21 protein-coding genes are annotated in these 24,374 nt (G+C 57.0%); 14 read left to right on the forward strand and 7 right to left on the reverse strand.

The window, feature by feature from the left end:
• The 3 genes from ACR0B8_RS05385 to ACR0B8_RS05395 all read right to left on the reverse strand — a co-directional run bounded on the left by ACR0B8_RS05385 (position 1) and on the right by ACR0B8_RS05395 (position 3,051).
• Positions 1-189, reverse strand: a complete 189-nt coding sequence (locus ACR0B8_RS05385) for a hypothetical protein (protein WP_170348776.1) — start codon at positions 187-189, stop codon at positions 1-3.
• A 97-nt stretch (positions 190-286) separates the two neighbouring features.
• Positions 287-2,188, reverse strand: coding sequence for a multiheme c-type cytochrome (locus tag ACR0B8_RS05390; protein WP_480658211.1), 1,902 nt, complete (start codon positions 2,186-2,188; stop codon positions 287-289).
• Positions 2,185-3,051 (reverse strand): YihY/virulence factor BrkB family protein, encoded by an 867-nt coding sequence (locus ACR0B8_RS05395; RefSeq protein ID WP_170358564.1) that lies wholly within the window; start codon positions 3,049-3,051, stop codon positions 2,185-2,187. Before ACR0B8_RS05395 ends, ACR0B8_RS05390 begins: the two co-directional genes overlap by 4 nt.
• A gap of 156 nt (positions 3,052-3,207) precedes the next feature.
• Between ACR0B8_RS05395 and ACR0B8_RS05400 the strand changes: the two genes are divergently transcribed.
• The 8 genes from ACR0B8_RS05400 (at position 3,208) to ACR0B8_RS05435 (ending at position 11,650) form a co-directional block, all read left to right on the forward strand.
• The gene (locus ACR0B8_RS05400; protein WP_170348779.1) at positions 3,208-4,293 is read left to right on the forward strand and encodes an AI-2E family transporter; all 1,086 of its coding nucleotides are present in this window, start codon (positions 3,208-3,210) and stop codon (positions 4,291-4,293) included.
• Between the two features lie 3 nt (positions 4,294-4,296).
• Positions 4,297-5,406 (forward strand): acetoin utilization protein AcuC, encoded by a 1,110-nt coding sequence (locus ACR0B8_RS05405; protein ID WP_170358566.1) that lies wholly within the window; start codon positions 4,297-4,299, stop codon positions 5,404-5,406.
• Between the two features lie 119 nt (positions 5,407-5,525).
• Positions 5,526-6,503, forward strand: coding sequence for an AAA family ATPase (locus ACR0B8_RS05410; RefSeq protein ID WP_170358568.1), 978 nt, complete (start codon positions 5,526-5,528; stop codon positions 6,501-6,503).
• Between the two features lie 18 nt (positions 6,504-6,521).
• Positions 6,522-7,469: a DUF58 domain-containing protein gene (locus tag ACR0B8_RS05415; RefSeq protein WP_226688424.1), complete on the forward strand. Its 948-nt coding sequence runs from the start codon at positions 6,522-6,524 to the stop codon at positions 7,467-7,469.
• The gene (locus tag ACR0B8_RS05420) at positions 7,466-7,942 is read left to right on the forward strand and encodes a DUF4381 domain-containing protein (protein ID WP_480658208.1); all 477 of its coding nucleotides are present in this window, start codon (positions 7,466-7,468) and stop codon (positions 7,940-7,942) included. The genes ACR0B8_RS05415 and ACR0B8_RS05420 overlap by 4 nt, the downstream gene beginning before the upstream one ends.
• Complete coding sequence (locus ACR0B8_RS05425) at positions 7,939-8,922, forward strand: vWA domain-containing protein (protein WP_480658206.1); 984 nt, start codon at positions 7,939-7,941, stop codon at positions 8,920-8,922. The genes ACR0B8_RS05420 and ACR0B8_RS05425 overlap by 4 nt, the downstream gene beginning before the upstream one ends.
• Positions 8,919-10,424, forward strand: a complete 1,506-nt coding sequence (locus ACR0B8_RS05430; RefSeq protein ID WP_226688421.1) for a VWA domain-containing protein — start codon at positions 8,919-8,921, stop codon at positions 10,422-10,424. Before ACR0B8_RS05425 ends, ACR0B8_RS05430 begins: the two co-directional genes overlap by 4 nt.
• Positions 10,421-11,650, forward strand: a complete 1,230-nt coding sequence (locus ACR0B8_RS05435; RefSeq protein ID WP_480658204.1) for a hypothetical protein — start codon at positions 10,421-10,423, stop codon at positions 11,648-11,650. Before ACR0B8_RS05430 ends, ACR0B8_RS05435 begins: the two co-directional genes overlap by 4 nt.
• A 3-nt stretch (positions 11,651-11,653) precedes the next feature.
• Here ACR0B8_RS05435 and ACR0B8_RS05440 read toward each other — a convergent pair whose 3' ends face one another.
• Positions 11,654-12,313 carry a Crp/Fnr family transcriptional regulator gene (locus ACR0B8_RS05440; protein ID WP_480658202.1) on the reverse strand — a complete coding sequence of 220 codons (660 nt, stop codon included), beginning with the start codon at positions 12,311-12,313 and terminating at the stop codon, positions 11,654-11,656.
• Positions 12,314-12,532: 219 nt separating this feature from the next.
• Between ACR0B8_RS05440 and ACR0B8_RS05445 the strand changes: the two genes are divergently transcribed.
• The 3 genes from ACR0B8_RS05445 to cls all read left to right on the forward strand — a co-directional run bounded on the left by ACR0B8_RS05445 (position 12,533) and on the right by cls (position 16,623).
• Positions 12,533-14,143, forward strand: coding sequence for an arylsulfatase (locus ACR0B8_RS05445; protein WP_174820415.1), 1,611 nt, complete (start codon positions 12,533-12,535; stop codon positions 14,141-14,143).
• Positions 14,144-14,212: 69 nt separating this feature from the next.
• A complete protein-coding gene (locus ACR0B8_RS05450; protein ID WP_226688418.1) occupies positions 14,213-15,187 on the forward strand; it encodes an HAD family hydrolase in 975 nt (324 codons plus the stop codon).
• Positions 15,188-15,210: 23 nt separating this feature from the next.
• Positions 15,211-16,623, forward strand: a complete 1,413-nt coding sequence (cls, locus tag ACR0B8_RS05455; RefSeq protein WP_226688417.1) for a cardiolipin synthase — start codon at positions 15,211-15,213, stop codon at positions 16,621-16,623.
• Here the strand turns inward: cls and ACR0B8_RS05460 are convergent.
• A complete protein-coding gene (locus tag ACR0B8_RS05460) occupies positions 16,620-17,054 on the reverse strand; it encodes an ion channel (RefSeq protein WP_170348790.1) in 435 nt (144 codons plus the stop codon). The genes cls and ACR0B8_RS05460 overlap by 4 nt on opposite strands.
• Before the next feature lie 151 nt (positions 17,055-17,205).
• On the opposite strand from ACR0B8_RS05460, the gene ACR0B8_RS05465 reads away from it, so the two are divergent.
• Genes ACR0B8_RS05465 through ACR0B8_RS05475 form a run of 3 tightly spaced genes read left to right on the forward strand, consistent with a single transcriptional unit; the run spans position 17,206 to position 21,294 of the window.
• Positions 17,206-17,853 (forward strand): ABC transporter ATP-binding protein, encoded by a 648-nt coding sequence (locus ACR0B8_RS05465; protein WP_226688416.1) that lies wholly within the window; start codon positions 17,206-17,208, stop codon positions 17,851-17,853.
• Positions 17,850-20,264 (forward strand): FtsX-like permease family protein, encoded by a 2,415-nt coding sequence (locus ACR0B8_RS05470; RefSeq protein ID WP_480658200.1) that lies wholly within the window; start codon positions 17,850-17,852, stop codon positions 20,262-20,264. The genes ACR0B8_RS05465 and ACR0B8_RS05470 overlap by 4 nt, the downstream gene beginning before the upstream one ends.
• Positions 20,254-21,294: a lipocalin-like domain-containing protein gene (locus ACR0B8_RS05475; RefSeq protein ID WP_170358588.1), complete on the forward strand. Its 1,041-nt coding sequence runs from the start codon at positions 20,254-20,256 to the stop codon at positions 21,292-21,294. Before ACR0B8_RS05470 ends, ACR0B8_RS05475 begins: the two co-directional genes overlap by 11 nt.
• On the opposite strand, the gene ACR0B8_RS05480 is transcribed toward ACR0B8_RS05475, so the two are convergent.
• Positions 21,291-21,722, reverse strand: a complete 432-nt coding sequence (locus ACR0B8_RS05480; RefSeq protein WP_170348794.1) for a universal stress protein — start codon at positions 21,720-21,722, stop codon at positions 21,291-21,293. The two genes, ACR0B8_RS05475 and ACR0B8_RS05480, sit on opposite strands and share 4 nt — an antisense overlap.
• Entirely contained in the window at positions 21,719-24,328 is a 2,610-nt protein-coding gene (locus ACR0B8_RS05485; RefSeq protein ID WP_170358590.1) for a TRAP transporter permease, read from the reverse strand. Before ACR0B8_RS05485 ends, ACR0B8_RS05480 begins: the two co-directional genes overlap by 4 nt.
• Between the last annotated feature and the right edge of the window lie 46 nt (positions 24,329-24,374).

Below are 24,374 nucleotides of genomic sequence, written 5' to 3' on the forward strand. Positions count from 1 at the left end.
TTAATCATCAAGCCAGCTTCGATCACCGGTCAGGAATTGCTCGCGCAGCGACGCGGCAGCTGTGCTTTGCAACAGCAGGGCTTCGCCATGGTTGATATATTCTGGCTTTCTCGCCTGCAGTTCAGCGATCCTCTGGCCCAGGGACAAAGGATTTTGCAGCTGCGATGTGTGAACCGGTTTGTCAGACATGGGTCACCTTAGGGTCTGGCGGCGTTTCTACCTTGACCCATGGTTAACCCAATAATTAGTCGGGAACGTGGCAAAATCCGGGCCACGCCATGCCGGTTTACGGGGTCAGCTGAGCCTTGAGCTGCAGCAATCCCGGATCTTCGGGCAGTATGTCTAGCCCCTCTTGCAGTACGGTGCGCGCGGCCTGTAGCCCACGATTAATCTGCGCCAACTGCACCAACATTGGCCAGGCCTCGGCGCGCTGTGGGTCCAGGGTGACAACTTCGCGAAAGGCTAGCTCAGCCGCAGGTGCGTTGCGGAACGTCAACGCCATTCCACCTAAAACAAGATGGGTTTCAGGGAAATCCAGCCGGTTCCCGATTGCACCCTGCCATTCGGCCATGCTCTGCGCAACTTGTGTTTGCTGATCTGGCGTCAGCGCCTGAGCTGGGATGTTCAGGAACTCTTTGGCTGCCGAAATACGCACGTTGCGCATCGGGTCAGAAAGCAACGGTTCCAACCGCCCCACCCGGTTTGGCAGCGCTGCCTCACGTTGCAACGGTGCTGCGTTGGCGCGCACTAAGGGGTTAGTGTCCGACAACAATGGTGCCGTTTTTGCCGCAACCTCGGGCGAGGCGAAGGGCTGCAATAGATACGCCGCCGTGGCGCGCACGATGCCAGCCATGTTCGGGTCAGTCGCTATTTCCAGCAAAGCCTCTGGCCCGTCAGCCTGCCCGGTCAGAGCCACCTGAAACGTCGTCCCGAAATGCTCACGACGTTGGGTGGAGTCAGGAAACCACCCTTGGATTTGTCCCGCGGCCCAGGCTTGATCTTCGGATTGGTGGCAATCGGTACAGGCGTCCTGCCCCAACCCCAGATCAGGGCGCGGGATGCGAAAGCTGTGATCGCGTCGCCAATCGACACCCATATATACCCGCTCGATCATATGACAGGATACGCACTGGGCGCCTGCGCTGTCGTCCGGGTGATGATGATGCGCCGGTGTATCGTAATCTTTGGCCGTCAGGGTCGGGAAAACTGGATTTCCCGCCGGGGAATGGCACTGGGTACACACGCCATTTCCCTCGGCCTTCAGCTCGGCGCTGTGCGGGTCGTGGCAATTCATACAACCGACGCCCTGCGCATACATCTTGGACTGCAGGAATGAACCGTAGACGTAGACCTCGTCCAAAATCTGGCCGTCAGGGTGATAGAGACCTGGGCGTAGCACCGACAGGTTATAAGCGTCATGATAGGGCGTTCCCGGCACCGGGTTTCCATCGCCGTGTGCTTCACGCCGGGAATGACAACCGGCGCATTGCTGGATTTCCGCCTCAGTCTGGCCTTTTCCCCAATCCATGGTGAACCCAAACGCGCTCAGATCAGCGCTGATGTTTTCTCCTTGCGTCCAGTCGATATGGGCCGAGGATGGGCCATGGCAGGCCTCGCACCCGACCCCAATCTCAGCCTGAACTGAGCTGTAATTGCGGGTCTGCCCATCGTAGTTCTTTTCAAACCCTGTCGCGTGGCATTCGGCGCACCGGGCATTCCAATTTTTATATGGTCCGGTCCAGTGCAACCCATCATCCGGCGGAAGATCCTGATCGGGATAGAGGTGATACCAGCGTTGTTCGTCCGTATCCCAAACCACATCGAAACTCTGCAAACGACCGGATTCGGTTTCGAACAGGTATTGCTGCAACGGTTCAATACCGACCACCGAATGCAGATCGTAAAGGGTTGTAGTGCCATCCTTTTCGGTCACACGGGCCTGCACCATATCGCCTGTCTGGCTGAACTCGACAGACATGTCGTCATGATCAAACCGCGTTCCATCAAAATCAGCCGCGACGTGCCCGTCTTCTACTTTGGTCCAGGCCAAAGCGTGATGGGATGCAGACCAGGCCTCGGCCTCAGCCTTGTGGCACGCGATACATTGGTCCGAGCCGACATACTCGGGCGACTGAGCAAATGCGTAAACCGGTGCCAGCAGCCCGAAAAGAAAAATTGCTGTTCTCACGCCGCCTGCCCGCCCAGTTCATCCTGCATATCCATTAACGCCCCGTTGTATTCGGCGCCCAGGATCAGCATCGCGGCACACAGATACAGAAAGATCAGCGCGGCCATCGCCCCGGCCAAACCTGCGTAAGTGGCGCTGTACGAGGCGAACTGCGCGATATAAACCGAAAACCCCCAACCTCCCGCAGCCCAAAGGGCAAGCGTCAGCACAACGCCCGGCAGAATCTGGCGCAGCTTGTGCCGTCCCGTTGGCAAGACCAGATGTGCCAGGACAACAACACCTGCGGGAACGGCTACCGTGAAAGTCCAGCGCAGACGATCCACCGACAACCAATCGGACACGTTCACATCCGTCTTCTCGGACACCAACTGCGTATAGACTGGCAGAACCACTTCGACCGCCGCTATGATCATGATTGTAAGACCACCAACAATCACCAGCACCAGACATAACAGCCGCGTTTTCCAAAACGGCCAGCTGTCGTGGTCGTGATAGGCTTGATTCATGGCCTTGCGCACGGCCAATACCCCGTTTGAGGCAAAAAACACCGCCAGCAAACCGCCCAAAGTGATTACCCCTGAACCAGATTCCGTCAGGACCGAGCGCAGTTCAGCCACAATCGGCCCGGCCACATCTTTTGGCCAGGCACCAAAAATCAGCTCGATCAATTCGTCAGTGACGTAATCCTGTGACAGTGAACCTGCCAAAGCCACGGTAAACAGGGCAAACGGAAAAAGCGCCAACATTAGAGACATGGCGACATGGCTGCTCATGACGAAGCCGTTCTTGGCGTCAAAGCGGACAATAGCCACCCAAAGTGCCCGAACCGGTCGGCTCAAATAAGGAATCACACGCGCGTTCATTCCCAAAGCCTAACCTGCCTGTGGCACCCAAAGAACCGGCAATCCCGCGAACTACCCAAATAATCTCAGACAAAGGTTTGGACGCATTGCATAATCCGGCTCTGCTGTGCAGGATCGCTATACGCGCTAAGGACAGTTCCCGAGACAGGCCAAGCTATGACACTGGACAATGACGAAACCACAACACCGACAAAGCTGAAGCTTTCCGTTGTGCGCGACGTGTCGATTGTGGCAACGCTGCTGGTGCTGGGGCTATACGCTGGTTCCGCGTTTCTGATCCCGCTGACAATGGCCTTGCTGGTCAATGTCCTGATCATCGCACTGAGCGACCGGATCATCGCACTGACCCGCATGCCGGTGTGGTTGGCCAATGTGGCCGGTGTCACCGTCGTTTTGGCCGGGTTGTTCGTGATCATGTATATTTTGGGCAGTCAGGCCACCCAATTCGCCCGCACGATCGGCACTTACGAAAACCAATTCGACGAGACGGTCAACCGCGTCACCGGTTGGGTTGGCAATGACGTGACCACATTTATCCGCGACAACCTGATCAACATCGACATGTCTTATATCGCGCGCGTTCTGTTGGGCAGCGCTACATCCCTGCTGAACCAGTTTTTCCTGATCAGCCTTTATGTCGCCTTCCTGATGGCCGAACGATTGGCCTTTCGCAAAAAGATTCAACTGGCCGCGGGCGATCCCAAAACGGGTATCGAATTCGCTGCCATTCTGGATGCGATCTCGTTCAGCCTGCAACGCTATGTCGGGGTGAAAACACTGATCAGCCTGATCACAGCAAGCATCAGCTACTCAGTCTTCAAGATACTTGGACTGGAATTCGCCGAGACCTGGGCCGTCCTGACCTTCGCGCTGAACTTCATCCCGTCCATCGGCTCGATCATCGCGGTGATCTTCCCATCCCTGATCGCGTTAGTGCAGTTTGAAAGCATCGGACCATTCCTGATGATCATCTTGGGCTGCGGCACGCTTCAATTCCTGATCGGCAACTTTCTGGACCCCGCGCTGCTGGGACGTTCGCTGAACATGTCCACTTTTCTGGTCATTCTGGCGCTGATGTTCTGGACCACGATCTGGGGTTTGATCGGGGCGTTCCTCAGCGTGCCGCTCACCGTTTGCATCCTGATCGTCTTTAGCCATATTCCGGCCCTGCGTCCGATTGCGATCCTGATGTCTCTGGACGGAAGGCTGGGGGAAGACATCCGCCATGGTGTCGCTAGCTAGACGATGCCTGCGCCCCTGTTCATCGGATCCGAGATCTATCGCAGCTCGACCTATGGTTCAAAACACCCGCTGGCCATTCCGCGCGTGTCTACTGTAATGGATCTGTGCCGGGCGCTAGGGTGGTTGACGAGTTCGAACTATCGCGTCAGCCCGTGCGCAAAACCTGCTGCACTTCACGCATTTCATACACCCGATTATATCGAAGCGTTGCAACAGGCTGAGCGGGATCAGGCCGTATCAGATGAAACGCGGGCGAAATACGCGCTGGGCACATTGTCGAACCCAGTATTCACAGAAATGTATAGACGTCCCGCCACCGCCGCTGGTGGGTCAATGTTGGGCGCAGAGCTGATCCGTGATGGAGGCATCATCTACAGCCCGGCCGGCGGCACACATCACGGCCTGCCGAACCGCGCCAACGGGTTTTGTTATCTGAACGACCCGGTTTTGGCGATCCTGACCTTGCTGAAGAACGGCCTCGACCGGATTGTCTATGTTGATATCGATGCGCATCATTGCGACGGGGTCGAGGCCGCCTTTCACGGTTCAACTAAGGTTCGCGTGATCTCGGTTCACGAAGCGCGGCGTTGGCCGTTCAGCGGAACTTTGACCGACAACGCAGGTGGGGCCGCGTTCAACCTTCCAGTTGGGCGAAATCTCAATGATGACGAATTCGATGCCATTCTTGATCAACTTATCCTACCCGCGACCGCATCATTTCGACCACAGGCCATCGTAATGCAATGCGGCGCGGATGCCGTGGCCGAGGACCCGCTGTCGCGTCTGACTTTAACGAACAACGCCCACTGGCGGGCTGTTGCCAACCTGCGCGAAATGGCGCCCCGACTGTTGGTCCTGGGCGGCGGCGGATATAACCCCTGGTCCGTCGCACGGCTGTGGAGCGGCGTTTGGGCGACCCTGAACAAGATCGACATACCCGAGACACTGAATGCCAAAGCGCGATCGGTGCTGGGTGACCTGACCTGGAGCCGCGCGGCTGGAAAACGCCCTCCGCGACACTGGTTCGAAACCTTGTGCGACACGCCGAACCACGGCGATATTCGCCCCGAATTGCAGAACGACCTGCAACAATTAGCGGCCCGGATTTCATAGTGGATTGGTGGCGATAACGCTGCTAACCTTCGATCATTATTAAATATTCCTGACCATTCCGCTTCGGCGCAGACCTGATATGTCTTTTTCTGACATCTGGCCACGATTGGACCAAATAAATGAATGCACTTAATCAGATAAATGATCTCAAAGCTCGCATGGGCAAGTCAATTATCGGGCAAGTCGAGGTAATTGACCGGCTGCTAATTGGATTGCTGGCGAACGGAAACCTATTGATCGAAGGTCTGCCGGGTCTGGCAAAAACTCGTGCGGTCAAAGCCATGGCGCGCAATCTTGATGCAGAATTCAGCCGGATTCAATTCACACCAGATCTGCTGCCATCCGACGTAACCGGCACCGAAGTATTCCAACAAACCAGTGACGGCGGCACGTTCCGGTTCGATCCTGGCCCGATCTTTGCCAACATCGTGCTGGCCGATGAAATCAACCGCGCGCCTGCCAAAGTCCAAGCCGCGCTGTTGGAGGCGATGGAGGAACGGCAAGTCACCGTTTCAGGCACCACACACAAAATGGAGCCTTTGTTCATCGTGATGGCTACGCAAAACCCGATTGAGCAAGAGGGCACTTATCCCCTGCCCGAAGCGCAGATGGATCGGTTCCTGATGCACGTTCAGATCACCTACCCCCCGGTCGAAGACGAGGTAGAGGTTATACGGCTGGTGCGCGGTGAAGAGGTCGCCGCCGGGACCGGCGTTTTCAGAAAGACCCGAACCCCGATCCCGCAAGACGCCGTTTTTCAGGCACGGCTCGAGATAGGGCAAATTCATGTGTCCGACGCAATGGATCGATACATGGCTGATTTGGTGCAGGCGACCCGCACACCCGAGAAGTTCAGCGATGAGTTGGCCAGTTGGATTGAAATTGGCGCCAGTCCGCGCGCCTCGCTTGCGCTGGACAAGTGCGGACGCGCGCATGCCTGGATGAATGAACGCGATTATGTGGACCCCGCGGATATTCGCGCCGTTGCCCACGACGTGTTCCGCCACCGCATCACGCTTAGCTTTGAAGCGCAAGGAAGCGCCAAAACACCGGATGACGTGATAACGGAAATCCTGCGCCTAGTGGCGCTGCCCTGATTGATCGGAGAGAAGTTCGTGGCCCAGACCGCCACATATCCTAATGACCCACGCATTCATGTGGATGCCCAACACCTGTTGCGGCTTGGCGCGAAGTCGCGCGCGCTCAGCCTTTTGCCGAGACAACCTGCGCGTTCAATCCTGAATGGCCGTCATGCGTCGCGGCTGCGAGGGCGCGGTCTGAATTTCGAAGAATTGCGCGGCTATCTCCCCGGCGATGACATAAGGACTATCGACTGGAAAGTGACGGCGCGCACCGGAAAACCTCATGTTAGGGTCTATACCGAAGAACGGGATCGCCCTGCCCTGCTGCTGGTTGATCAACGCGTTTCGATGTTTTTCGGTACCGAAGTGTATATGAAATCAGTCATCGCCGCCGAGGCCGCCGCGATTGCGGCCCATCGCGTCCTGTCGCAAGGTGACCGTGTCGGCGGCATCGTCTTCGGCGACACTGATCTGGCCGAACACCGCCCGCAACGCCGCGCTGCTGCCTTAACGCGGTTCTTATCGTCGGTCGCTGCGTTGAATGGCGATTTGAACGCGTCCTTGCGTCCCAAACCGACCATCGCGCTGAATGACGTGCTGAGACAGGCAGTCGGTATTGCACATACCAACGCGTTGATCTGTGTGTTTTCGGATTTCGATGGTCTGGACAGGGCATCAGAACGCCTGCTGAGCCGCTTAGCGCAATCCAACGACCTTATTCTGTTCAATATTTCCGACCCTAGTGCGCATCAACTGACCGCAGGCTTGAAGATGACAGTTTCGGATGGGACGAAACAAATCGAGCTCGACAGTTCCGACCCGGACCTGTCCAGCCGTATCAAGGCTGCAATGGATAATAGGTTGGCGCAATTGCAACTCTGGTCACGGCGCTATGGCTTCCCGATTGTCCCGCTGACAACGTCCGAGCCGGCCCTTGATCAATTGCTGAAATTGTTCGGCCATACCGGAGGACGGACATGAGCGTCGAGGTGGACGGCAAATCCCTCGTCGAGCTGCTCGACATGCTGGTGCCCGCGCCCGTGCCCGAACCAATTCCAATGACACCGCAGACCTGGGGTTGGCTGGCTCTTGCAGTCATTGTAGTGGCAGTCATTGTTGTGGGACTTCATTTGTTTCGCGGACATCAGCGATCCAACGCATACCGACGCGCCGCACTTGCCGATCTACAAGCCGCGAACGATGACCCTGCAAAAGTCGCAGAGATTTTACGCCGTACGGCACTTGTTGCATATCCACGCGCGAAGGTTGCCAGTTTGCATGGGCAAGAGTGGCTAAACTTTCTACAGCAAACTGCTGAAAAAATGCCAGTTTCCTCTCCGACATCTCGCCTACTACTCGAAGGGCCCTACAGAATAAGCCCATCAAGTCCGGAACTGTCACATATGGCACGGGTCTGGATACAAAGCCACAAACCTGAAGGAGGGCGCAGATGATTTCATTCGCCGCGCCCTGGGTTTTTCTGATGTTGCCCTTGCCGCTGTTGGTCTATTGGTTTGTTCCACCGCATCGCGAACAGACCAGCGCAATTCGCATCCCGTTTTTCCGCCATGTCGCCAAGGCTGCAGGGGCTGATCCGCAATCGGGGTCTATGATCTCACAGCGGTCAATGCTGCAAGCATTCGTGGCAACCTTGATCTGGCTGCTGCTTGTTACAGCCCTTGCTCGTCCTGAAAAACTGGCTGATCCTATTGTCGTCGAAAAATCTGCGCGGGACGTTGTGTTGGCTCTCGACATCTCAGGGTCGATGGATCAGCGCGATTTCCAATCCACAGATGGGGCGCCCAAGCAGCGCCTTGCTGCTGTCAAAGACGTGTTGCGCGCATTTATTGCCGAGCGTCAGGGAGACCGGATGGCGCTTATTATCTTTGGTACCCGCGCCTTCGTACAGGCACCATTTACCGAAGATCTTAATAGTTTGAATGGGTTCCTGGATCAAACTCAAGTCGGCATGGCGGGTCCGAATACGGCTTTGGGTGATGCGATCGGGCTTGGAATACGTACCTTTGACTCAAGCGAGGTAGATCAGCGTTTGATGATTGTACTCAGCGACGGCGCGGATACGTCCAGCCGCATGACGCCCGCCAACGCTGCAGCCATCGCTGCGGATAATGGTGTGGTCATTTATACCATCGGCGTTGGTGATCCTGACGCCACTGGCGAAGACCGTGTGGATCTGGACGCGCTGCAAGCCATCGCGGATCGTACTGGTGGCCAGTATTTCTTTGCCAACGATCAGGCCGCGCTGAGCGACACATACCAGCGAATTGATGAACAAAACCCCAGAATTGTCGAAACCCAAAGCTACCGCCCACGCGAAAGCCTGACGCATTACCCGTTGCTGATGGCGTTGATCGTTTTTCTTTGCAGTTCGACCGGCTTTCATTTCGCACAACGTCACAGGAGAGCGACATGATCGACGCTGTGACTGAATTTCATTTTTTCAGAATAATTTACCTTCTATTCCTAATCCCAATCGCAGGGCTGTGGTGGGCGATCCGCCCGAAACGCAAGGGGCTATCTGACCTGCCTGCTGGTATAGCTCCACATTTGGCTAAAGCACTTTTGTTAGGTGCCGAAGCAAACCGCCGGATCTATCCGATCGACGTTGCCATGACCGTCGCCGTTCTACTCACGCTGGCCGCTGCTGGTCCGACCTGGACGCGGGCGGCCAACCCCCTGATCGCGGATACGGCCCCCCTGGTGATTGCCTTGAAAGTTACCGACAGCATGGAAGAGACCGATCTGACCCCGTCGCGGCTGCAACGGGCGAAATTCAAGATCACCGATATCATCAACGCACGGGCTGGCGCACAGACCGCTTTGATTGCCTATGCAGGCTCATCGCACCGGGTTGCACCCCTGACCGAGGATGCGAACATCTTGCGTCCATTGCTGGAGGGCCTGACCCCTGCCGTGATGCCAAAGTCCGGAGATGCCGCAGGAGACGCTTTAGTACTGGCGCAAAGCATCTTGGATGAAAGTCAGACACCAGGCGCAGTGCTGTTTGTTCTGGATGATCTAGACCCCTCGCAGATTCCAGAATTCGAAACCGCGTCATCGCAGATGTTTTTTCTGACAATGTTGCCTGACAGCCAGGAAATCGTTCAGCTCAACACCCTGAAAAACGCCGAAGTGGTCCCGTTTTCAACTGATGACCGGGATGTCACGCGACTGCTGAGGCAAATACAGACAGCTTATGTCGATGCTTTGGATGACGAGGACCGGCTTGATTGGCAAGACCGAGGGTGGATTCTGGCCTGGCCAGCTGCGCTGTTGTCCCTTCTTTGGTTCAGGCGGGGTTGGGTCATTCGGTGGGCCATGCTGGGGCTATTCCTTGTTCAACCGTTTGGCCCGGCCAATGCCGACGGATGGCGCGATTGGTTCCTGACCCCCGACCAACAAGGCCAGATCGCCATGAACCAAAAGCGCTTTGCTGATGCGGCAGAGTTGTTCGAAGACCCATATCACGAAGGTTACGCTCGTCTAAAAACAGGCCAATACCCCGAGGCCGCGGCGATCTTTGCGGAACTTAAAACACCTGAAGCAGCCTTCGCCGAGGGAATGGCACGCATCCGAAACCGGGAATACAGACCAGCTATTTCGGCCTTTGAAACTGCGTTAGTGCGTCGCCCTAACTGGCCGGATGCGCAACATAATCTTGAAGTTGCCACAGCCATTTTGGACTATGTTGAAACCACTCGCGAACAATCTGATACCGGTGAAGAGGCAGGTATCGGCGCGGATGACACTGTATTCGACAACGACGCAGGTCGGGGCGAAAACACAACCATTCAAACCCAAACCGACGGCAGCCAGCCTCTTTCCGCGGATCAATGGATCAGCGCCATCGACACAGACATGCAGGACTTTCTGCGCAATCGGTTCTTGCTGGAAAATAAGGAGCGAACGCAATGAAGCGCCTTCTCCTCCTGCTGCTTTTGTTACCCAGCGCAGTGCTTTCGCAAGGAACAACTGCAATCCAACCTCAAGTGACGGTGGAGACGCCGACCGAAGACGTGATCGTGGGGCAACCGGGGATCGTGCGCATCAAGGTACTGGTTCCTACGTTCATGCCGTCTCCTCCCGTCTTCCCGTCACTGGAACAGGAAAACCTGTTGGTCCGGCTTCCTGAACGCGCATCAGGTCCCGTCAGTGAGCCCGTGAACGGTGAAACCTGGTCCGGGGTTCAGCGCAGCTATCGCATTTACCCTCTGCTTGCCGGGCAAATCAGCCTTGGCGTCACCGACATAAAGGTGACGTTTGCCGACCCTGAAACGAATGCTCCAATACAAGTCTCGGTCCCGCTTTCACCGATCGCAATCAATGCTGTTGTCCCAGACGGTGCAGCCAATCTGAACCCTCTGATCATCGCGACGGGTTTTGAATTGGAGCAAGAGGTTGAGGGCGTGACTGAGATGCAGGCCGGAGATGCGATTACACGGCGGTTAACAGCACGTATCACCGGCACCAGCCCGATCCTTATTCCGAAACTTATTCCTGAATATCAAGAACCTCTGCTGCGCCCTTACCCCAAGGACCCACGCTTAACTGAAACCGAGGATCGAGGTATTCTGTCCGGCCAACGGGTCGAAGAGGTAGTGTACCTTGCCCAAGATGGCGGCCAAGCGCAGCTGCCGCCCGTGTCTTTTCAGTGGTTCAATCTGTCAACTGACGCGGTCGAAACCGTGGAAGTACCGGGCGTGGATCTGACGCTCACCGCGCCTAGGTCGAACCCTCTGACGACGGACAGGATGGTTGAATATGCGCTTTGGTTGGGATTGGCGGCAATTGTTATTTGGGCGACTTTGCGTTGGTGCGCACCGCGCTTTCGCACTTGGAAAGACGCGCGGCACCAAGCATATCGCGCATCGCCTGCATTTGCTCTGGCGGAATTGCAACGCGCGCTAAAGGCCCATGATTTGTCCGCAGCTTATTCAGCGCTGGAAACCTGGAAAACTCGCAGCAGTGATCCACAAGGGTATCGGGAACTTGAGGCACAGTTGGCAAGGATTGGCTGTGCACGGTATGCATCTGATACCAATCAGAAAACACCGGATTGGTCCGCTGCAATTTCGGCCATGAAGGAACTTGCAGAAACACCACAATCGCAGGCTCAACCGCTTCCACCGCTGAACCCTTAACGCTTAGGTCTGGCAGTTCGCGATCAGCGCCTGTCTGTTCTTCAACCGCACCCGTCCATAACCGAGTTCAATCAAGTCCAAATCAGCAAGGCGGTGCAGGCTGCGATGCAAAGTAGGTTGTGACACAGCGATCATCTCGGCCAATTCTTCCTGTGACACGACGATCCATCCATCACATTTCGAGGTGCCTTCATCCAGATGCAGCAGCCTAAGAACTAACCTCTTTTCGCTGCCCGTGACCGCCAGGTTTGCCATGATCCGAAGGGCGGTTTGCATATTCTCGTGGGTCAGCGCGTAAAAGTCCCGGAGGTAGTCAGGCTTGGACTGAACCAACTTGGTCACGCGACCATTTGGGAAATACAATGCGTGCGTCTCTTGCGTCGTTACGACACTGACCAGTCGCGTTTCATCCGCAAACAACGCCAGATCCCCGACCCAAAACCCCGCGCCTTCGCGATGCAGAACGAATTCCTGCCCGTCATCCGCCGGAGCGGTGATCTGCACCCCACCGCTGAGGACAGCAAAGACCCCGTTGGACGGATCGCCATGGTGATACAGCGTTTCCCAGGCTTCATAGGTTTTCGGGACCCCGCACTCCAACAAATCACGCTGAAATGCGGCCGAACGTCTGCTGAACCAGCCTCCGCCCTGCAAGAGTTTCATATTATTCGCTTTGTCAAACATTAGAATTTTTCAATATCATCATATGATGAGTTTTCAATCTCATTGATCGCCTAACCTGAGCACGCTCGATTCCCCTACGGGTGATGTAACGCCGTTCAGAAATCGACCATTTCTTGGCAGCTTATTGGCTGAAACAGCCAGCCTCCAACTAATTTTCACCTCCGGGTTTTTTCGACCCTTTCAAATCAGGAGTACATCATGTCACCACCACGTTCGATTGCATACAGTTGGCGCAGAGGCTTGCGCCGGGTTGCTGTGGCTACATTCGCCGTAGCGTTGGCAATTCCCGCCTGGGCGCAGGAACAGAAACCCAACATCCTGGTCATCTGGGGGGACGATATTGGACAGTCCAATATTTCGGCCTACACGATGGGTTTAATGGGGTATCAGACGCCCAATATCGATCGCGTCGCCAAGGAAGGGATGATCTTCACCGACTATTATGGCGAGCAATCCTGCACCGCGGGCCGGTCATCCTATATCATGGGGCAATCAGTATTCCGGACCGGGTTGTCCAAGGTTGGATTGCCGGGTGCCGATCTGGGTATGCAGGTCGAAGATCCAACCATCGCGGGCTTGTTGAAGGACCACGGCTATGCCACTGGTCAATTTGGTAAAAACCACCTGGGTGACAAGGATGAGCATCTTCCGACAAATCACGGATTTGATGAATTTTTCGGAAACCTGTATCACCTGAATGCCGAGGAAGAACCGGAAAATGAAGACTATCCCGGCGACGCGGTTCTGGCCGATGGGCGCACCTTCCGCGAAGCGTATGGCCCGCGCGGTGTAATCAAATCCAAGGCGGACGGCACCATAGAAGACACCGGCCCCCTGACCCGCAAGCGCATGGAGACGGTAGACGAAGAGACCGTTGCCGCTGCAATTGACTTCATCAAGCGAGCCCATGAGCAAGGCCAGCCCTTCTATGTCTGGTGGAACGGCACTCGGATGCATTTCCGCACCCACGTCAAGGATGAGATGCGCGCGCAAGCGAACGATATCATTGGTGGCGTTGCAGACGAATACACTGCGGGCATGATTGAACATGACATGCATGTAGGGCAGTTGCTGGACCTGCTGGATGAGCTTGGAATCGCAGACAACACGATCGTCCACTATTCCACCGACAACGGACCGCACATGAACACATGGCCGGATGCTGCCATGACACCGTTCTGGGGCGAAAAGAACACCAATTGGGAAGGCGGATGGCGCGTTCCATCGATGGTGCGCTGGCCCGGTCAGATCGAGGCTGGATCGGTCACCAATGAGATCGTGCATCACATGGACTGGCTGCCGACCTATCTGGCCGTCGCTGGTGATCCAGAGATCAAGGAAAAGCTGAAGGCTGGCTATAGCTCCTCCGGCATGGGCCGAGATTACAAGGTGCATCTGGACGGCTACAACATCCTGCCTTTGCTGACTGGTGAGGCCACGGAAAGCCCTCGACGTGAAATTTTCTATTTCTCGGATGACGGTGACCTGACCGCGCTGCGTTTTGACGATTGGAAGTTGATCTTCCTAGAGCAGAAGGCCTGGGCCACCCTGCGCGCCTGGATCGAGCCTTGGACTGAACTGCGTATTCCGCTAATTGTGAACCTGCGCCGTGATCCGTATGAGCGCGCGTATCGGACCTCCAACACCTACTATGACTGGCTGTTGGACCGGGCTTATTTCCTGGTGCCAGCACAGCAATATGTCGGGTCTTTCTTGGAAACCTTCCAGGAGTTCCCGCCACGCCAGAAAGCGGCAAGCTTTAATCTGGATCAGGTGATGGAGAAACTGGTCACGCCGACCAACAACTAAGCCCCTCGCAAGCTTAGGGTCGCCGGTTCAACGGCGGCCCTTTTCACGTTGAAGAAAAAGGAATTTCTCATGAAGACCGCCCTTCTCGCTGCTGCCGTTTTCATGGCCCCGTCGATTGCCCTGGCCGACCCGCTGCCCAGTTGGGGAACCTCTGCGTCGAAGGATCAGATTGTTGCTTTTGTTGACGCCGTCACCGATCCGGACAATCCCGATTACGTGACACCAGCAGACCGGATCGCCGTGTTCGATAATGACGGGACGCTTTGGGCGGAACAGCCGGTGTATTTCCAACTGACCTTCGCCATGGACCGCCTTGCCGAAATGGCCGCGGTTGATCCTTCGATCCTGACCAGCCCAACACTGGAAGCTGCGGCCAAGGGGGATATGGAGGCCATCGCGGAAGGCGGCCATGAGGCCTTGATCGAAGTCCTGAATGCCTCGCATTCCGGGGTCAGCGTCGAAGAGTTTCAGGCCTCGGTCACCAAATGGCTGGACACCGCGCGTCACCCCGATACCGGGCTGCCCTATGACCAGATGACTTATCAGCCAATGGTGGAACTGCTACGCTATCTCAGGGATGAAGGGTTCCGCACTTACATCGTTTCGGGCGGCGGGCTGCATTTCATGCGCGTGTTTGCCGAGGACGCCTATGGCGTGCCGCCAGAGCAGGTACTGGGCACCTATACTGCCACCACTTATGAAACGGCCGAAGGCAAACCCACGATCATCAAGGCACCCGGCATTGCTTTTATAGACGACAAGGAAGGCAAGCCGATCAATATCGAACGCACCCTTGGCAGGCGCCCCATTCTGGCCGGTGGAAATTCGGACGGGGACTTTGCCATGCTCGAGTGGACAACCGCCGGGCACGGACCGCGTTTGGGCGTCCTGATCCATCACACCGACGCTGAAAGAGAATGGGCCTATGACCGTGAAAGCCCGATCGGAAAACTGGTCGACGGGTTGGACAAAGGCCCCGATATGGGCTGGGTCATCGTGGATATGGCGCAAGACTGGAATCGCATCTACACTGGGTCGGAATAAGGCACTCAGAGAACGATAACCTCATGTGGACATTACTTGTTTCCGCTGCCGTCCTCGTCCTGTACGTGACGGCTGTGGTCTTTGCCATACGGGCGGCGCAGACCGCCCGAACACCGCAGGGCGCGGTTGGCTGGGTGGTGTTTCTGATCTCAGCCCCGATGCTCGGCGTACCCATGTATTTGTTTTTGGGCCACCACCGATTTCGCGGGTATCGCATTGCGCGAAAACACAGCGAACGCGTCGTCGAAGGCATCAAAAGCTTTGCAGATTTTTCAATGCCCGAGCCCGGCTCGATGCCGTTCAACGCACGGCCATTCGAGGTTCTGGCGCATCTGCCAGTATCGCGTGGAAACGGTGCCAATTTGCTGATCGACGGCAAGGCCACGTTCGATGCCATTTTCGAGGCAATCGACGCCGCGCAAAATTATATCCTGATCCAGTTCTACATTGTCCGCGATGACGACCTGGGCAAACAGCTGCAGTCCAAACTGATTGCCGCAGCCGAGCGTGGTGTCTCGGTCCGCTTTATGACCGATTCCGTGGGCAGTTATGGTCTGCCAACCGCCTACCTTGACACCTTGCGCGCCGCCGGGATCGAGATTGCCAACCCGCGCGACCGGCGCGGACCGCAATATCGCTTTCAGCTGAACTATCGCAACCACCGCAAGACCGTAATCATTGATGGTGAAACGGGCTTTATTGGCGGTCACAATGTAGGGGTCGAGTATCTAGGCCAGAGCAAACATTTCGGCCATTGGCGCGACACACATCTGAAAATGACCGGCCATATCGTCCGCCAATTACAGTTGATCTTTGTCGAGGATTGGCACTGGGCCCACGAAGAAGATCTGATTGATCAGCTCAACTGGGCCGGATCAGAATCCGAACAGGACATGAATGCCCTGCTGGTCGCCACCGGTCCGGGGGACGACACGGAAACTGGTGCGATGATGTTTTTCTCGGCCATCACCGCAGCCAAGGAAAGGATATGGATCGCTTCACCCTATTTTGTGCCTGATATCGACGTCATGACGGCCCTGCAGCACGCTGCCCTTCGAGGTGTCGATGTGCGCATCCTTGTACCCGAGGTGATTGACCACCGCCTGCCCTGGCTGGCTGCCTTCGCTTATTTCGACGAAATCCGCGACTGCGGTGCGCGCGTGTTTCGGTATACCGAAGGGTTCATGCATCAAAAGGCATTCGTGGTCGATGACACGCTGGCTGCTGTGGGAACGACCAATCTGGACAACCGATCATTCCGGCTGAATTTCGAAGCCATGGCACTGTTTTTCGACCAACGCGCGGCTGAGGCAGTGGACAAAATGCTGCGCGACGATTTTGAAAACAGTTATGAATTGACCCGCAAACTGCCCGAACAACCCGGCTATATTCGGTTCGGCTCACCACTTGCGCGCTTGTTCGCGCCCATCCTCTAGGACATCAACTCTTCTTTGAAAACCTGGGTCATCAGCGCAACCATAAAGGCCGTCGACAGGCCAAACGCCAGCAAACCTGTGACCGAGGCAAACGCGCCAAATATGCGCAGTGGCTCACCCAACACAATGTCGCCGTACCCCAGGGTGGTGAAGGTCACCAACGAGAAATACAAGGCCGAATTCCAGTCAGGCAGAACATCCCCCAACACCCAGACGATCGCCCACAACCAGACTTGAAACGTGTGAATTGCAACGATGAATGCTAGCGCGATACAGATGGGACCGGCGATGGCAAGAAACCGTTTCGTGTTCTCAAGCCGGGGTACCGCGTGCCGGATGACCTGCGTACACCACGTCAAAAGGATGATTTCGATTAGGAAGCAAATCCCCAGATAGATACTGCCCCAAACAATCTGCTGCGCTAGTGTCATAAACTCGTATCCCGGCCCGGAGAAGTTCTGACACAATGGCGACTTAACCAAAAAAGAACAAGGCTGTGACAATCGCAAAAGATTGCGCCCGGACGCTGGACTCTGTGGGGTGGCGTTGCACATTGTGACAGGCACTGTCCAAGGGGTTTGCATGCTGCTGAATATCGACAAGGTCCAGAAATCCTATCCCGGCGGGCGGCCGGTGTTGCGGGATGTGTCGCTTACGCTGGATCAAGGTCAGACGCTGGCTCTGACCGGTGAAAGCGGCAGTGGCAAAAGCACGCTTTTGAACCTTGCTGCCGCTTTGGACAGCTTTGACGGCGGTGAGATTACGCTGGACGGCACCGCCCTTTCTTCGCTGGATGACCGTGGTCGGGCCGCAGTGCGCCGTGAGAGCGTGTCGTTGGTGTTTCAGCAATTCAATCTGATTCCATCGCTGACGGTCGCTCAGAACCTCTCATTTCACGCCCGATTGGCGAACCGTGAAGACACTGACTGGACCGCGCAACTGGCTGAACGGCTTGGTTTGTCCGACTTGCTGACGCGCTATCCTGAAAACCTGTCAGGCGGTCAACAACAGCGCGTAGCCATCGGCCGCGCCATGGCCCTCCGGCCAAAGCTGTTGCTGGCGGATGAACCAACCGGCAATCTGGACGAAACCGCCAGCGCGACCGTGCTGGATTTGATGCTTTCGCTAGTTGCCGAGACAGGTGCCGCCTTACTGTTAGTTACGCACTCGCCAGACATCGCGGCGCGTCTGGATCGGCGGGCGCATCTGACCGGTGGCCATATCGCATGACTGGGGCAATCATACAGGCATTGCTGTCGCATTGGCGACGTCACTGGCTGCAACTGGCAACGCTGTTGATTGGAATCGCGTTGGCGACCGGGTTGTGGTCGGCGGTGCAGGCCATCAATGCCGAGGCGCGCGCCAGCTATCAACAGGCCAATGATCAGCTTGCGCTGGGTCTGTTTGATGAGCTGCGCGACCCGTCCGGCCCGATCCCGGTTGAGCGTTATGTCGCGCTGCGCCGTGCAGGTTGGCAAGTGGCAGCTGTTTTGGAAGGCCCCCTGCAGATTTCGGGACGCACGGTACAGGTGATGGGCGTTGACATGGTCGCCTACCCGGCCCTGCCCGCCGTGACCCAGATTGAGCAAAGCGAAACGCCCCCCGACCCGGCCGACATGCTGACCGCACCGGGCCGCTTACTGGCTGCGCCTGATCTTGCACAGGTGCTGCGCGGGCAAAGCGGTCTGCCGCCGATTCTAACCTCTGACACGGTTCCGCCTGATCTGATCCTGACCGATATCGGCGCTGCCGAGACACTTCTGGACAAATCCGGGCAGATCTCGCGCATGATAGTGCTGCCCGATCAGCCGCTTGGCGTGCCTCCGCTATCCGAGATCGCACCTGAACTTGAACGGATCGCAGCTTCGGCGCAGTTGGATGCAGCCAGTCTGACAGATAGTTTTCACCTGAACCTGACCGCATTTGGACTGCTGTCCTTTGCCGTCGGTCTTTTTATTGTTCATGGCACCGTCGGGCTGGCCTTTGCGCAACGGAGGGCGATGATCCGCACCCTACGGGCTCTGGGTGTCTCAATGCGGCGTTTGATCTGGGTGATCATGGCTGAATTGACCGCGTTGGCCCTGATCGGCGGCACCTTGGGCCTGATCCTTGGGTTCTTTCTCGCCGGAGCGCTGCTGCCCGACGTCGCGGCCACTTTGCGCGGGCTTTACGGCGCACCTGTCGACGGGCAAATGTCCTTGCAACCGCAATGGGCGCTGGCGGGGTTGGCGATGGCATTAGCGGGCACAATGTTTGCCAGTGGCCACGCCTTGTATCGATTGGCGCGCATGCCCTTGCTGACTGGTTCCGGAGTTCAAGCTTGGCGTGGTTCAGCCTTGGGACAACGCAGCGCAGGCCTGATCGGTCTGGCCCTGATCGGGGGTGGCTTTGGCATAGGGCTTGCCTTTAACGGGTTGGTTGCCGGGTTTGTGATGGTCGGCGGCATTCTCACCGGAGCGGCACTGACTCTGCCCTATCTTCTGTCCCTCGCCCTGTCGGGTTTTCATCGGCGCGCCCGAGGGCCGATCGCACAATGGGTCTGGGCCGATATGCAGGCGCAATTACCGGGTCTGTCTTTGGCTTTGATGGCACTGCTGCTGGCTTTGGCCGCGAATATTGGTGTCGGAACCATGGTTTCAAGCTTTCGCCTCACCTTTGTTGGCTGGTTGGATCAACGCCTGACGTCCGAGGTTTACGTGACCGCCACTGACAACCAACAAGGTCAACAGATTGCCCAATGGCTAGGCCCGCAGGTGGACGCCGTGTTGCCAATCCGCAGCGTTGAACTGATCCACGAGACCGGGCCGTTGTTCTTATACGGAATTGTGGACCACCAGACTTACCGCGATCACTGGCCTCTGATTGCCTCGTCAGATGATGTCTGGGATCGCGTCCTGACGGGTGAGGCCGTTTTAATCAACGAACAGCTCGCCCGCCGTGCGGGTTTATGGCCTGGGGATACGCTGACCCTGAATGCAGGGCAGGCGCTGACCGTGGCAGGTGTTTATTCGGACTACGGCAATCCGACCGGTCAGGCGATCGTATCAATGCCGCAGCTTGACCAAGTTGCTCCGGGGGCTGACACCCGCCGGTTCGGTATCCGCCTTGCACCCGAGCGCGCCACCGAAGTAACGCAGGCGTTGCGAGACCAGTTTGACCTACCTCGGCGGGCCGTCGTGCAACAGGCCGCCATGAAAGCGCAATCGCTGGCGATCTTTGACAAGACCTTTGTGGTGACTTCCGCACTGAACGTACTGACACTGGGGGTGGCGGGATTTGCCATCCTGACCAGTTTGCTGACATTGTGGACGCAGAGGCTGCCGCAGGTTGCCCCGGTTTGGGCGTTGGGGCTGACACGCGCGCACCTGGCACGGCTAGAGGTGTTGCGCAGTGTGCTGCTGGCGGCGTTGACGGCCGTGCTTGCCTTGCCACTTGGGTTGGTTCTGGCCTGGGCGCTGTTGGTGGTGATCAACGTACAGGCTTTTGGCTGGCGACTGCCGATGTTTCTGTTTCCTGCTGATTGGGTCTATCTGTTTGTGCTGACCCTGTTTGCCGCCTTTGCCGCCGCAGCCTTGCCCGCATTGCGCTTGATGCGTTTGCCACCCGCCGACCTTCTGAAGGTATTTGCCAATGAACGTTAAAGCTTGGCTGTTTGTCCTGATCCTATTGCTGCCCTCTGCCTTGCACGCGCAGGGTTATGCCGGGCTGGGCGGGTCAGCCGACGGGTTCGACATCCCCAAGCCTGGCTACCAGTTCGAATTTCCGCGGGATCACGGCCCGCACCCGTCCTTTCGGATCGAGTGGTGGTATCTGACTGCCAACCTGACCGGAGAAGACGGGCGCGACTACGGCATTCAATGGACCTTGTTCCGATCCGCCCTGAAACCGACCGAGGCCGAAGGTTGGCAAAGCCCTCAACTGTGGTTGGGACATGCTGCTGTGACGACTGAGGAAGCGCATTATTTTGCCGAACGCCTGTCGCGTGGCGGCATAGGTCAGGCTGGGGTGACTGCCGAACCATTCGAGGCCTGGATCGACGAATGGCATATGCGCGGGCCTGATCCCCGCGCCTTGTCCTTGTCCGCGAGCGGCGCCGAATTTTCCTATGACCTAACCCTGACAACTCAAGGTCCACTGGTGTTTCACGGAGAGGACGGATACTCGGTCAAGTCCGCCGATAGGCAGGCCAGCTATTACTATTCTCAACCCTTCTATGACGTCGAAGGTTTACTGCGCCTACCCGATGGAGATGTCGCTGTCACCGGTCAGGGCTGGTTGGATCGTGAGTGGTCCAGCCAGCCTCTTGCTGCCGATCAAAGCGGATGGGATTGGTTCTCGCTCAGCTTTGATGATGGCAATAAGCTGATGGCATTTCGCCTGCGCGGCGGGCGCGGGGATTTCACAGCGGCCACTTGGATCACAGCAGATGGCACCGCGACGCCCCTGCCCGACGGGTCCGTTTCGTTCACACCGCTGGATACGGCACGAGTCGCTGATCGGGACGTGCCCATCCAGTGGCGCGTGACATTGCCTGATCGCGATTTACAGGTCGACGTATCGGCGATCACACCCGATGCCTGGATGGCGACGCGGTTCGAATACTGGGAAGGCCCCGTAAGGGTCTCAGGCAGCCACTCTGGGCGCGGCTACCTTGAAATGACCGGATACTAGCGCACCACGTAAACCGAGACCGTCGAATGCCGCACGACCCGCGCCGCGTTCGGACCCAGAAGATAGTCCTTGAGGTCCGGTTTGTGTGCGCCGATCACGATCAGATCGCTGTTCGCGCTTTCAGCGGTCTTCAAGATCTCCTGATAGGCCGTTCCGGTGGCGACGACGTGGCGGATTCTCTCGTTCCGCTCTGCACCCAAAGTTGCCGTACACATATCGGTCAGTTTGGTATGCGCCTCATCCAGCGCCTTTTCGTGGAAATCCGGTTGGAAAAAGCCAGATACCCAGCTTTCCCCAAAATCCGGCAACACAGTCACCACGTCCAACTGCGCATTGTCCTGTTCAGCCAAAGCCGCCGCGGTCTTCAACACATGTACGTCCAGATCGCCATTGCTGATATCAACGGCACAAAGAACAGAGTTTGTCATGCGGGCACCTCTTGTCTGGCGGCGCGGCCGCGTTGAAGGAAAGCGATCAGCCCCAGCAGAATCATCGCCGGGATATAGATCAATTGCTTCGGCGGCTGACTGGATGGCAGGCTGACCGAGGTCAGACGCACCGCGTCATCCGCGTAATAGTCGAAGTTATCCAACTCATCCGCGACCGGGGTGCCAAACAGCGGTTCGTCCAGTTTGACCAGACCGTCCTCTTCGATCAGCATCAGACCCATGGCGTCCACACGCGCGGCGCCACCCTCTTCGCTGCCAACCGGCACTACGACCGTAGTGTCCGTCATCTCCAGAGTGTCAAAATCAGGGCCGCTAACGACAAGGCGGACTTCTGTTCCCGGCGGCGTTTGCCCGATCGTTTCAACGAAGGCCGACGGTTCAACCGACGCATAGGGCGGTGAAAGCCGATCCATGAAGAAGTCGGGCCGGAACAGCGCAAAGGCAACGAAGATCAGCGCGACGCTTTCGTAAATACGGCTGTGCGTCACGAAATAACCCATCGTCCCCGCAGTAAATACAAGGATGGCTATGGTTGCGAATATCGCGACGGTTATCCCTTCAACCCAGGTGACGTCGATCAACAGCAGGTCCGTGTTGAAGATGAACACAAACGGAAGTGCCACGGTGCGCAGGCTGTAGAAGAACGCGGTGAAACCGGTTTTGATCGCATCGCCGCCTGACACGGCTGCCGCTGCAAAGCTTGCCAATCCGACCGGCGGCGTCACGTCCGCCATGATCCCAAAGTAGAAGACAAACAGGTGGACGGCGATCAGCGGCACGATCAGACCACTCTGCGCGCCTAGTTCGACAACCACGCCGGCCATCAGCGAGCTGACAACGATGTAGTTCGCCGTGGTCGGCAGGCCCATGCCCAGGATCAGGCTGAGGATGCCAACCATCACCAGCATCAGGATCAGGTTGCCGCCCGACAGGAACTCGACCAGATCGGCCATCACCTGCCCGACACCAGTCAGGGTAACCGTGCCAACGATGACACCTGCAGTCGCGGTCGCTAGGGCGATACCGATCATGTTGCGCGCGCCGTCAATCAGGCCCTGCCACAGATCGGCAACACCATCGATAAAACTGTTGTAAAGACTGCTCTGTCCCCGGAACATCGCCTTGAGGGGCTTTTGGGTCAGCAGGATCACGAACAGCAACGCCGTGGCCCAGAACGCCGACAGACCCGGCGATTTCTGTTCGATCATCAGGAAATAAACCAGAACGATGATCGGCAGCAGATAGTGCAGCCCGGCCTTATAGATATCGGCGATAACCGGCAGCGTTACTTCTTTGGCATTCGGATCATCAGGTTCCAGATCCGGCACCTGAGCCGCCAGATACAGCAGCACCACATAGACCGCGCAGACAATCAGGCTCAGGACCAATCCGGCCGCCGAGGGCACCCAGCTGGTGACCGCATCGACCGGGTATTGCGAGCCATAGCAAAGCCCCGCAAACACAAGGAAGAACATCAACATTCCAACGACAGTGCGCGCCAGATGGACGTCGCGATCGCCCAGTGTGGGCATGTTCCGCTTCACCGCTTCAAGATGAACGATATAGACGAGCGCGATGTAGGAAATCGCCGCTGGCAGGAACGCGTGGGTAATCACCTCGACATAGGAAATGCCCACATATTCCACCATCAGGAAGGCCGCAGCGCCCATCACAGGCGGCATGATCTGGCCGTTAACTGAGGAGGCAACCTCGACCGATCCGGCCTGTTCACTGCTGAACCCGACGCGCTTCATCAGCGGGATGGTGAAGGTACCGGTGGTCACAACGTTGGCGATGGACGAACCTGAAATCAGGCCGGTTGCCGCAGAGCCCACAACCGCCGCTTTGGCCGGACCACCGCGCAGGTGGCCAAGGGCACCAAACGCCATCTTGATAAAGTAGTTCCCTGCCCCGGCCTTGTCGAGCAAGGCGCCGAACAGCACGAACAGGAAGACGAATTTGGTGGAAACACCCAAGGCGATGCCGAACACGCCCTCGGACGTGATCCACATGTGGCTCATGGCCTTTTTCAGGCTTGCGCCTTTCCAGCGGATAACCTCGGGCACCCATTCAGATGAGCCAAAGAACACATATGCCAGAAAGATCGTCGCGATAATGGCCATTGCAGGCCCAAGCGCACGGCGCGCGGCCTCGAACAACAGCAGCAGGCCGGCCAATGCGACCCACTTGTCAGTGTCATCAGCAAGACCGCCCGCATCGACGATCTTTTCGTAGAAGAAGTATCCGTATAGCGCAAGAAACGCGCCAGCGACCCCCATTATCCAGTCCTGAACCGGGATATAGTCACGCGGGCTGGACTTCAGCGCTGGATAGGCCGCAAAGGCCAGAAACATGGCAAAGGCCAGATGAAACTGACGTGCATTATTCACGACGCTGCCCGGCAACACATAGTTGGCGATAGGTGATGCTAAAAGCACCTGAAAAATCGACCATATCGCCGCCACAACGGCCAGAAAAATCCCGACATTACCGACCGGATTACGCCCACCCGCATCGGACGAGGCTACCAGTTCCTGCAGCTCTTCTTCGGATAGCGGACGATTGGATTGTGTGTCGGAACTCATGCAAATGTCTCCCCGTCGTGGCCATTTTGGCCTTTTGAACCACCCG

This window comes from Ruegeria sp. BH6 (assembly GCF_056538105.1).

Excerpts from the sequence above, each read along its gene's own strand:
- ACR0B8_RS05385 (WP_170348776.1), bottom strand. The coding sequence starts at position 189 with ATGTCTGACAAACCGGTTCACACATCGCAGCTGCAAAATCCTTTGTCC.
- ACR0B8_RS05395 (WP_170358564.1), bottom strand. The coding sequence starts at position 3,051 with ATGAACGCGCGTGTGATTCCTTATTTGAGCCGACCGGTTCGGGCACTT.
- ACR0B8_RS05400 (WP_170348779.1), top strand. The coding sequence starts at position 3,208 with ATGACACTGGACAATGACGAAACCACAACACCGACAAAGCTGAAGCTT.
- ACR0B8_RS05405 (WP_170358566.1), top strand. The coding sequence starts at position 4,297 with ATGCCTGCGCCCCTGTTCATCGGATCCGAGATCTATCGCAGCTCGACC.
- ACR0B8_RS05410 (WP_170358568.1), top strand. The coding sequence starts at position 5,526 with ATGAATGCACTTAATCAGATAAATGATCTCAAAGCTCGCATGGGCAAG.
- ACR0B8_RS05420 (WP_480658208.1), top strand. The coding sequence starts at position 7,466 with ATGAGCGTCGAGGTGGACGGCAAATCCCTCGTCGAGCTGCTCGACATG.
- ACR0B8_RS05425 (WP_480658206.1), top strand. The coding sequence starts at position 7,939 with ATGATTTCATTCGCCGCGCCCTGGGTTTTTCTGATGTTGCCCTTGCCG.
- ACR0B8_RS05430 (WP_226688421.1), top strand. The coding sequence starts at position 8,919 with ATGATCGACGCTGTGACTGAATTTCATTTTTTCAGAATAATTTACCTT.
- ACR0B8_RS05435 (WP_480658204.1), top strand. The coding sequence starts at position 10,421 with ATGAAGCGCCTTCTCCTCCTGCTGCTTTTGTTACCCAGCGCAGTGCTT.
- ACR0B8_RS05440 (WP_480658202.1), bottom strand. The coding sequence starts at position 12,313 with ATGAAACTCTTGCAGGGCGGAGGCTGGTTCAGCAGACGTTCGGCCGCA.
- ACR0B8_RS05445 (WP_174820415.1), top strand. The coding sequence starts at position 12,533 with ATGTCACCACCACGTTCGATTGCATACAGTTGGCGCAGAGGCTTGCGC.
- ACR0B8_RS05450 (WP_226688418.1), top strand. The coding sequence starts at position 14,213 with ATGAAGACCGCCCTTCTCGCTGCTGCCGTTTTCATGGCCCCGTCGATT.
- cls (WP_226688417.1), top strand. The coding sequence starts at position 15,211 with ATGTGGACATTACTTGTTTCCGCTGCCGTCCTCGTCCTGTACGTGACG.
- ACR0B8_RS05460 (WP_170348790.1), bottom strand. The coding sequence starts at position 17,054 with ATGACACTAGCGCAGCAGATTGTTTGGGGCAGTATCTATCTGGGGATT.
- ACR0B8_RS05465 (WP_226688416.1), top strand. The coding sequence starts at position 17,206 with ATGCTGCTGAATATCGACAAGGTCCAGAAATCCTATCCCGGCGGGCGG.
- ACR0B8_RS05470 (WP_480658200.1), top strand. The coding sequence starts at position 17,850 with ATGACTGGGGCAATCATACAGGCATTGCTGTCGCATTGGCGACGTCAC.
- ACR0B8_RS05475 (WP_170358588.1), top strand. The coding sequence starts at position 20,254 with ATGAACGTTAAAGCTTGGCTGTTTGTCCTGATCCTATTGCTGCCCTCT.
- ACR0B8_RS05480 (WP_170348794.1), bottom strand. The coding sequence starts at position 21,722 with ATGACAAACTCTGTTCTTTGTGCCGTTGATATCAGCAATGGCGATCTG.
- ACR0B8_RS05485 (WP_170358590.1), bottom strand. The coding sequence starts at position 24,328 with ATGAGTTCCGACACACAATCCAATCGTCCGCTATCCGAAGAAGAGCTG.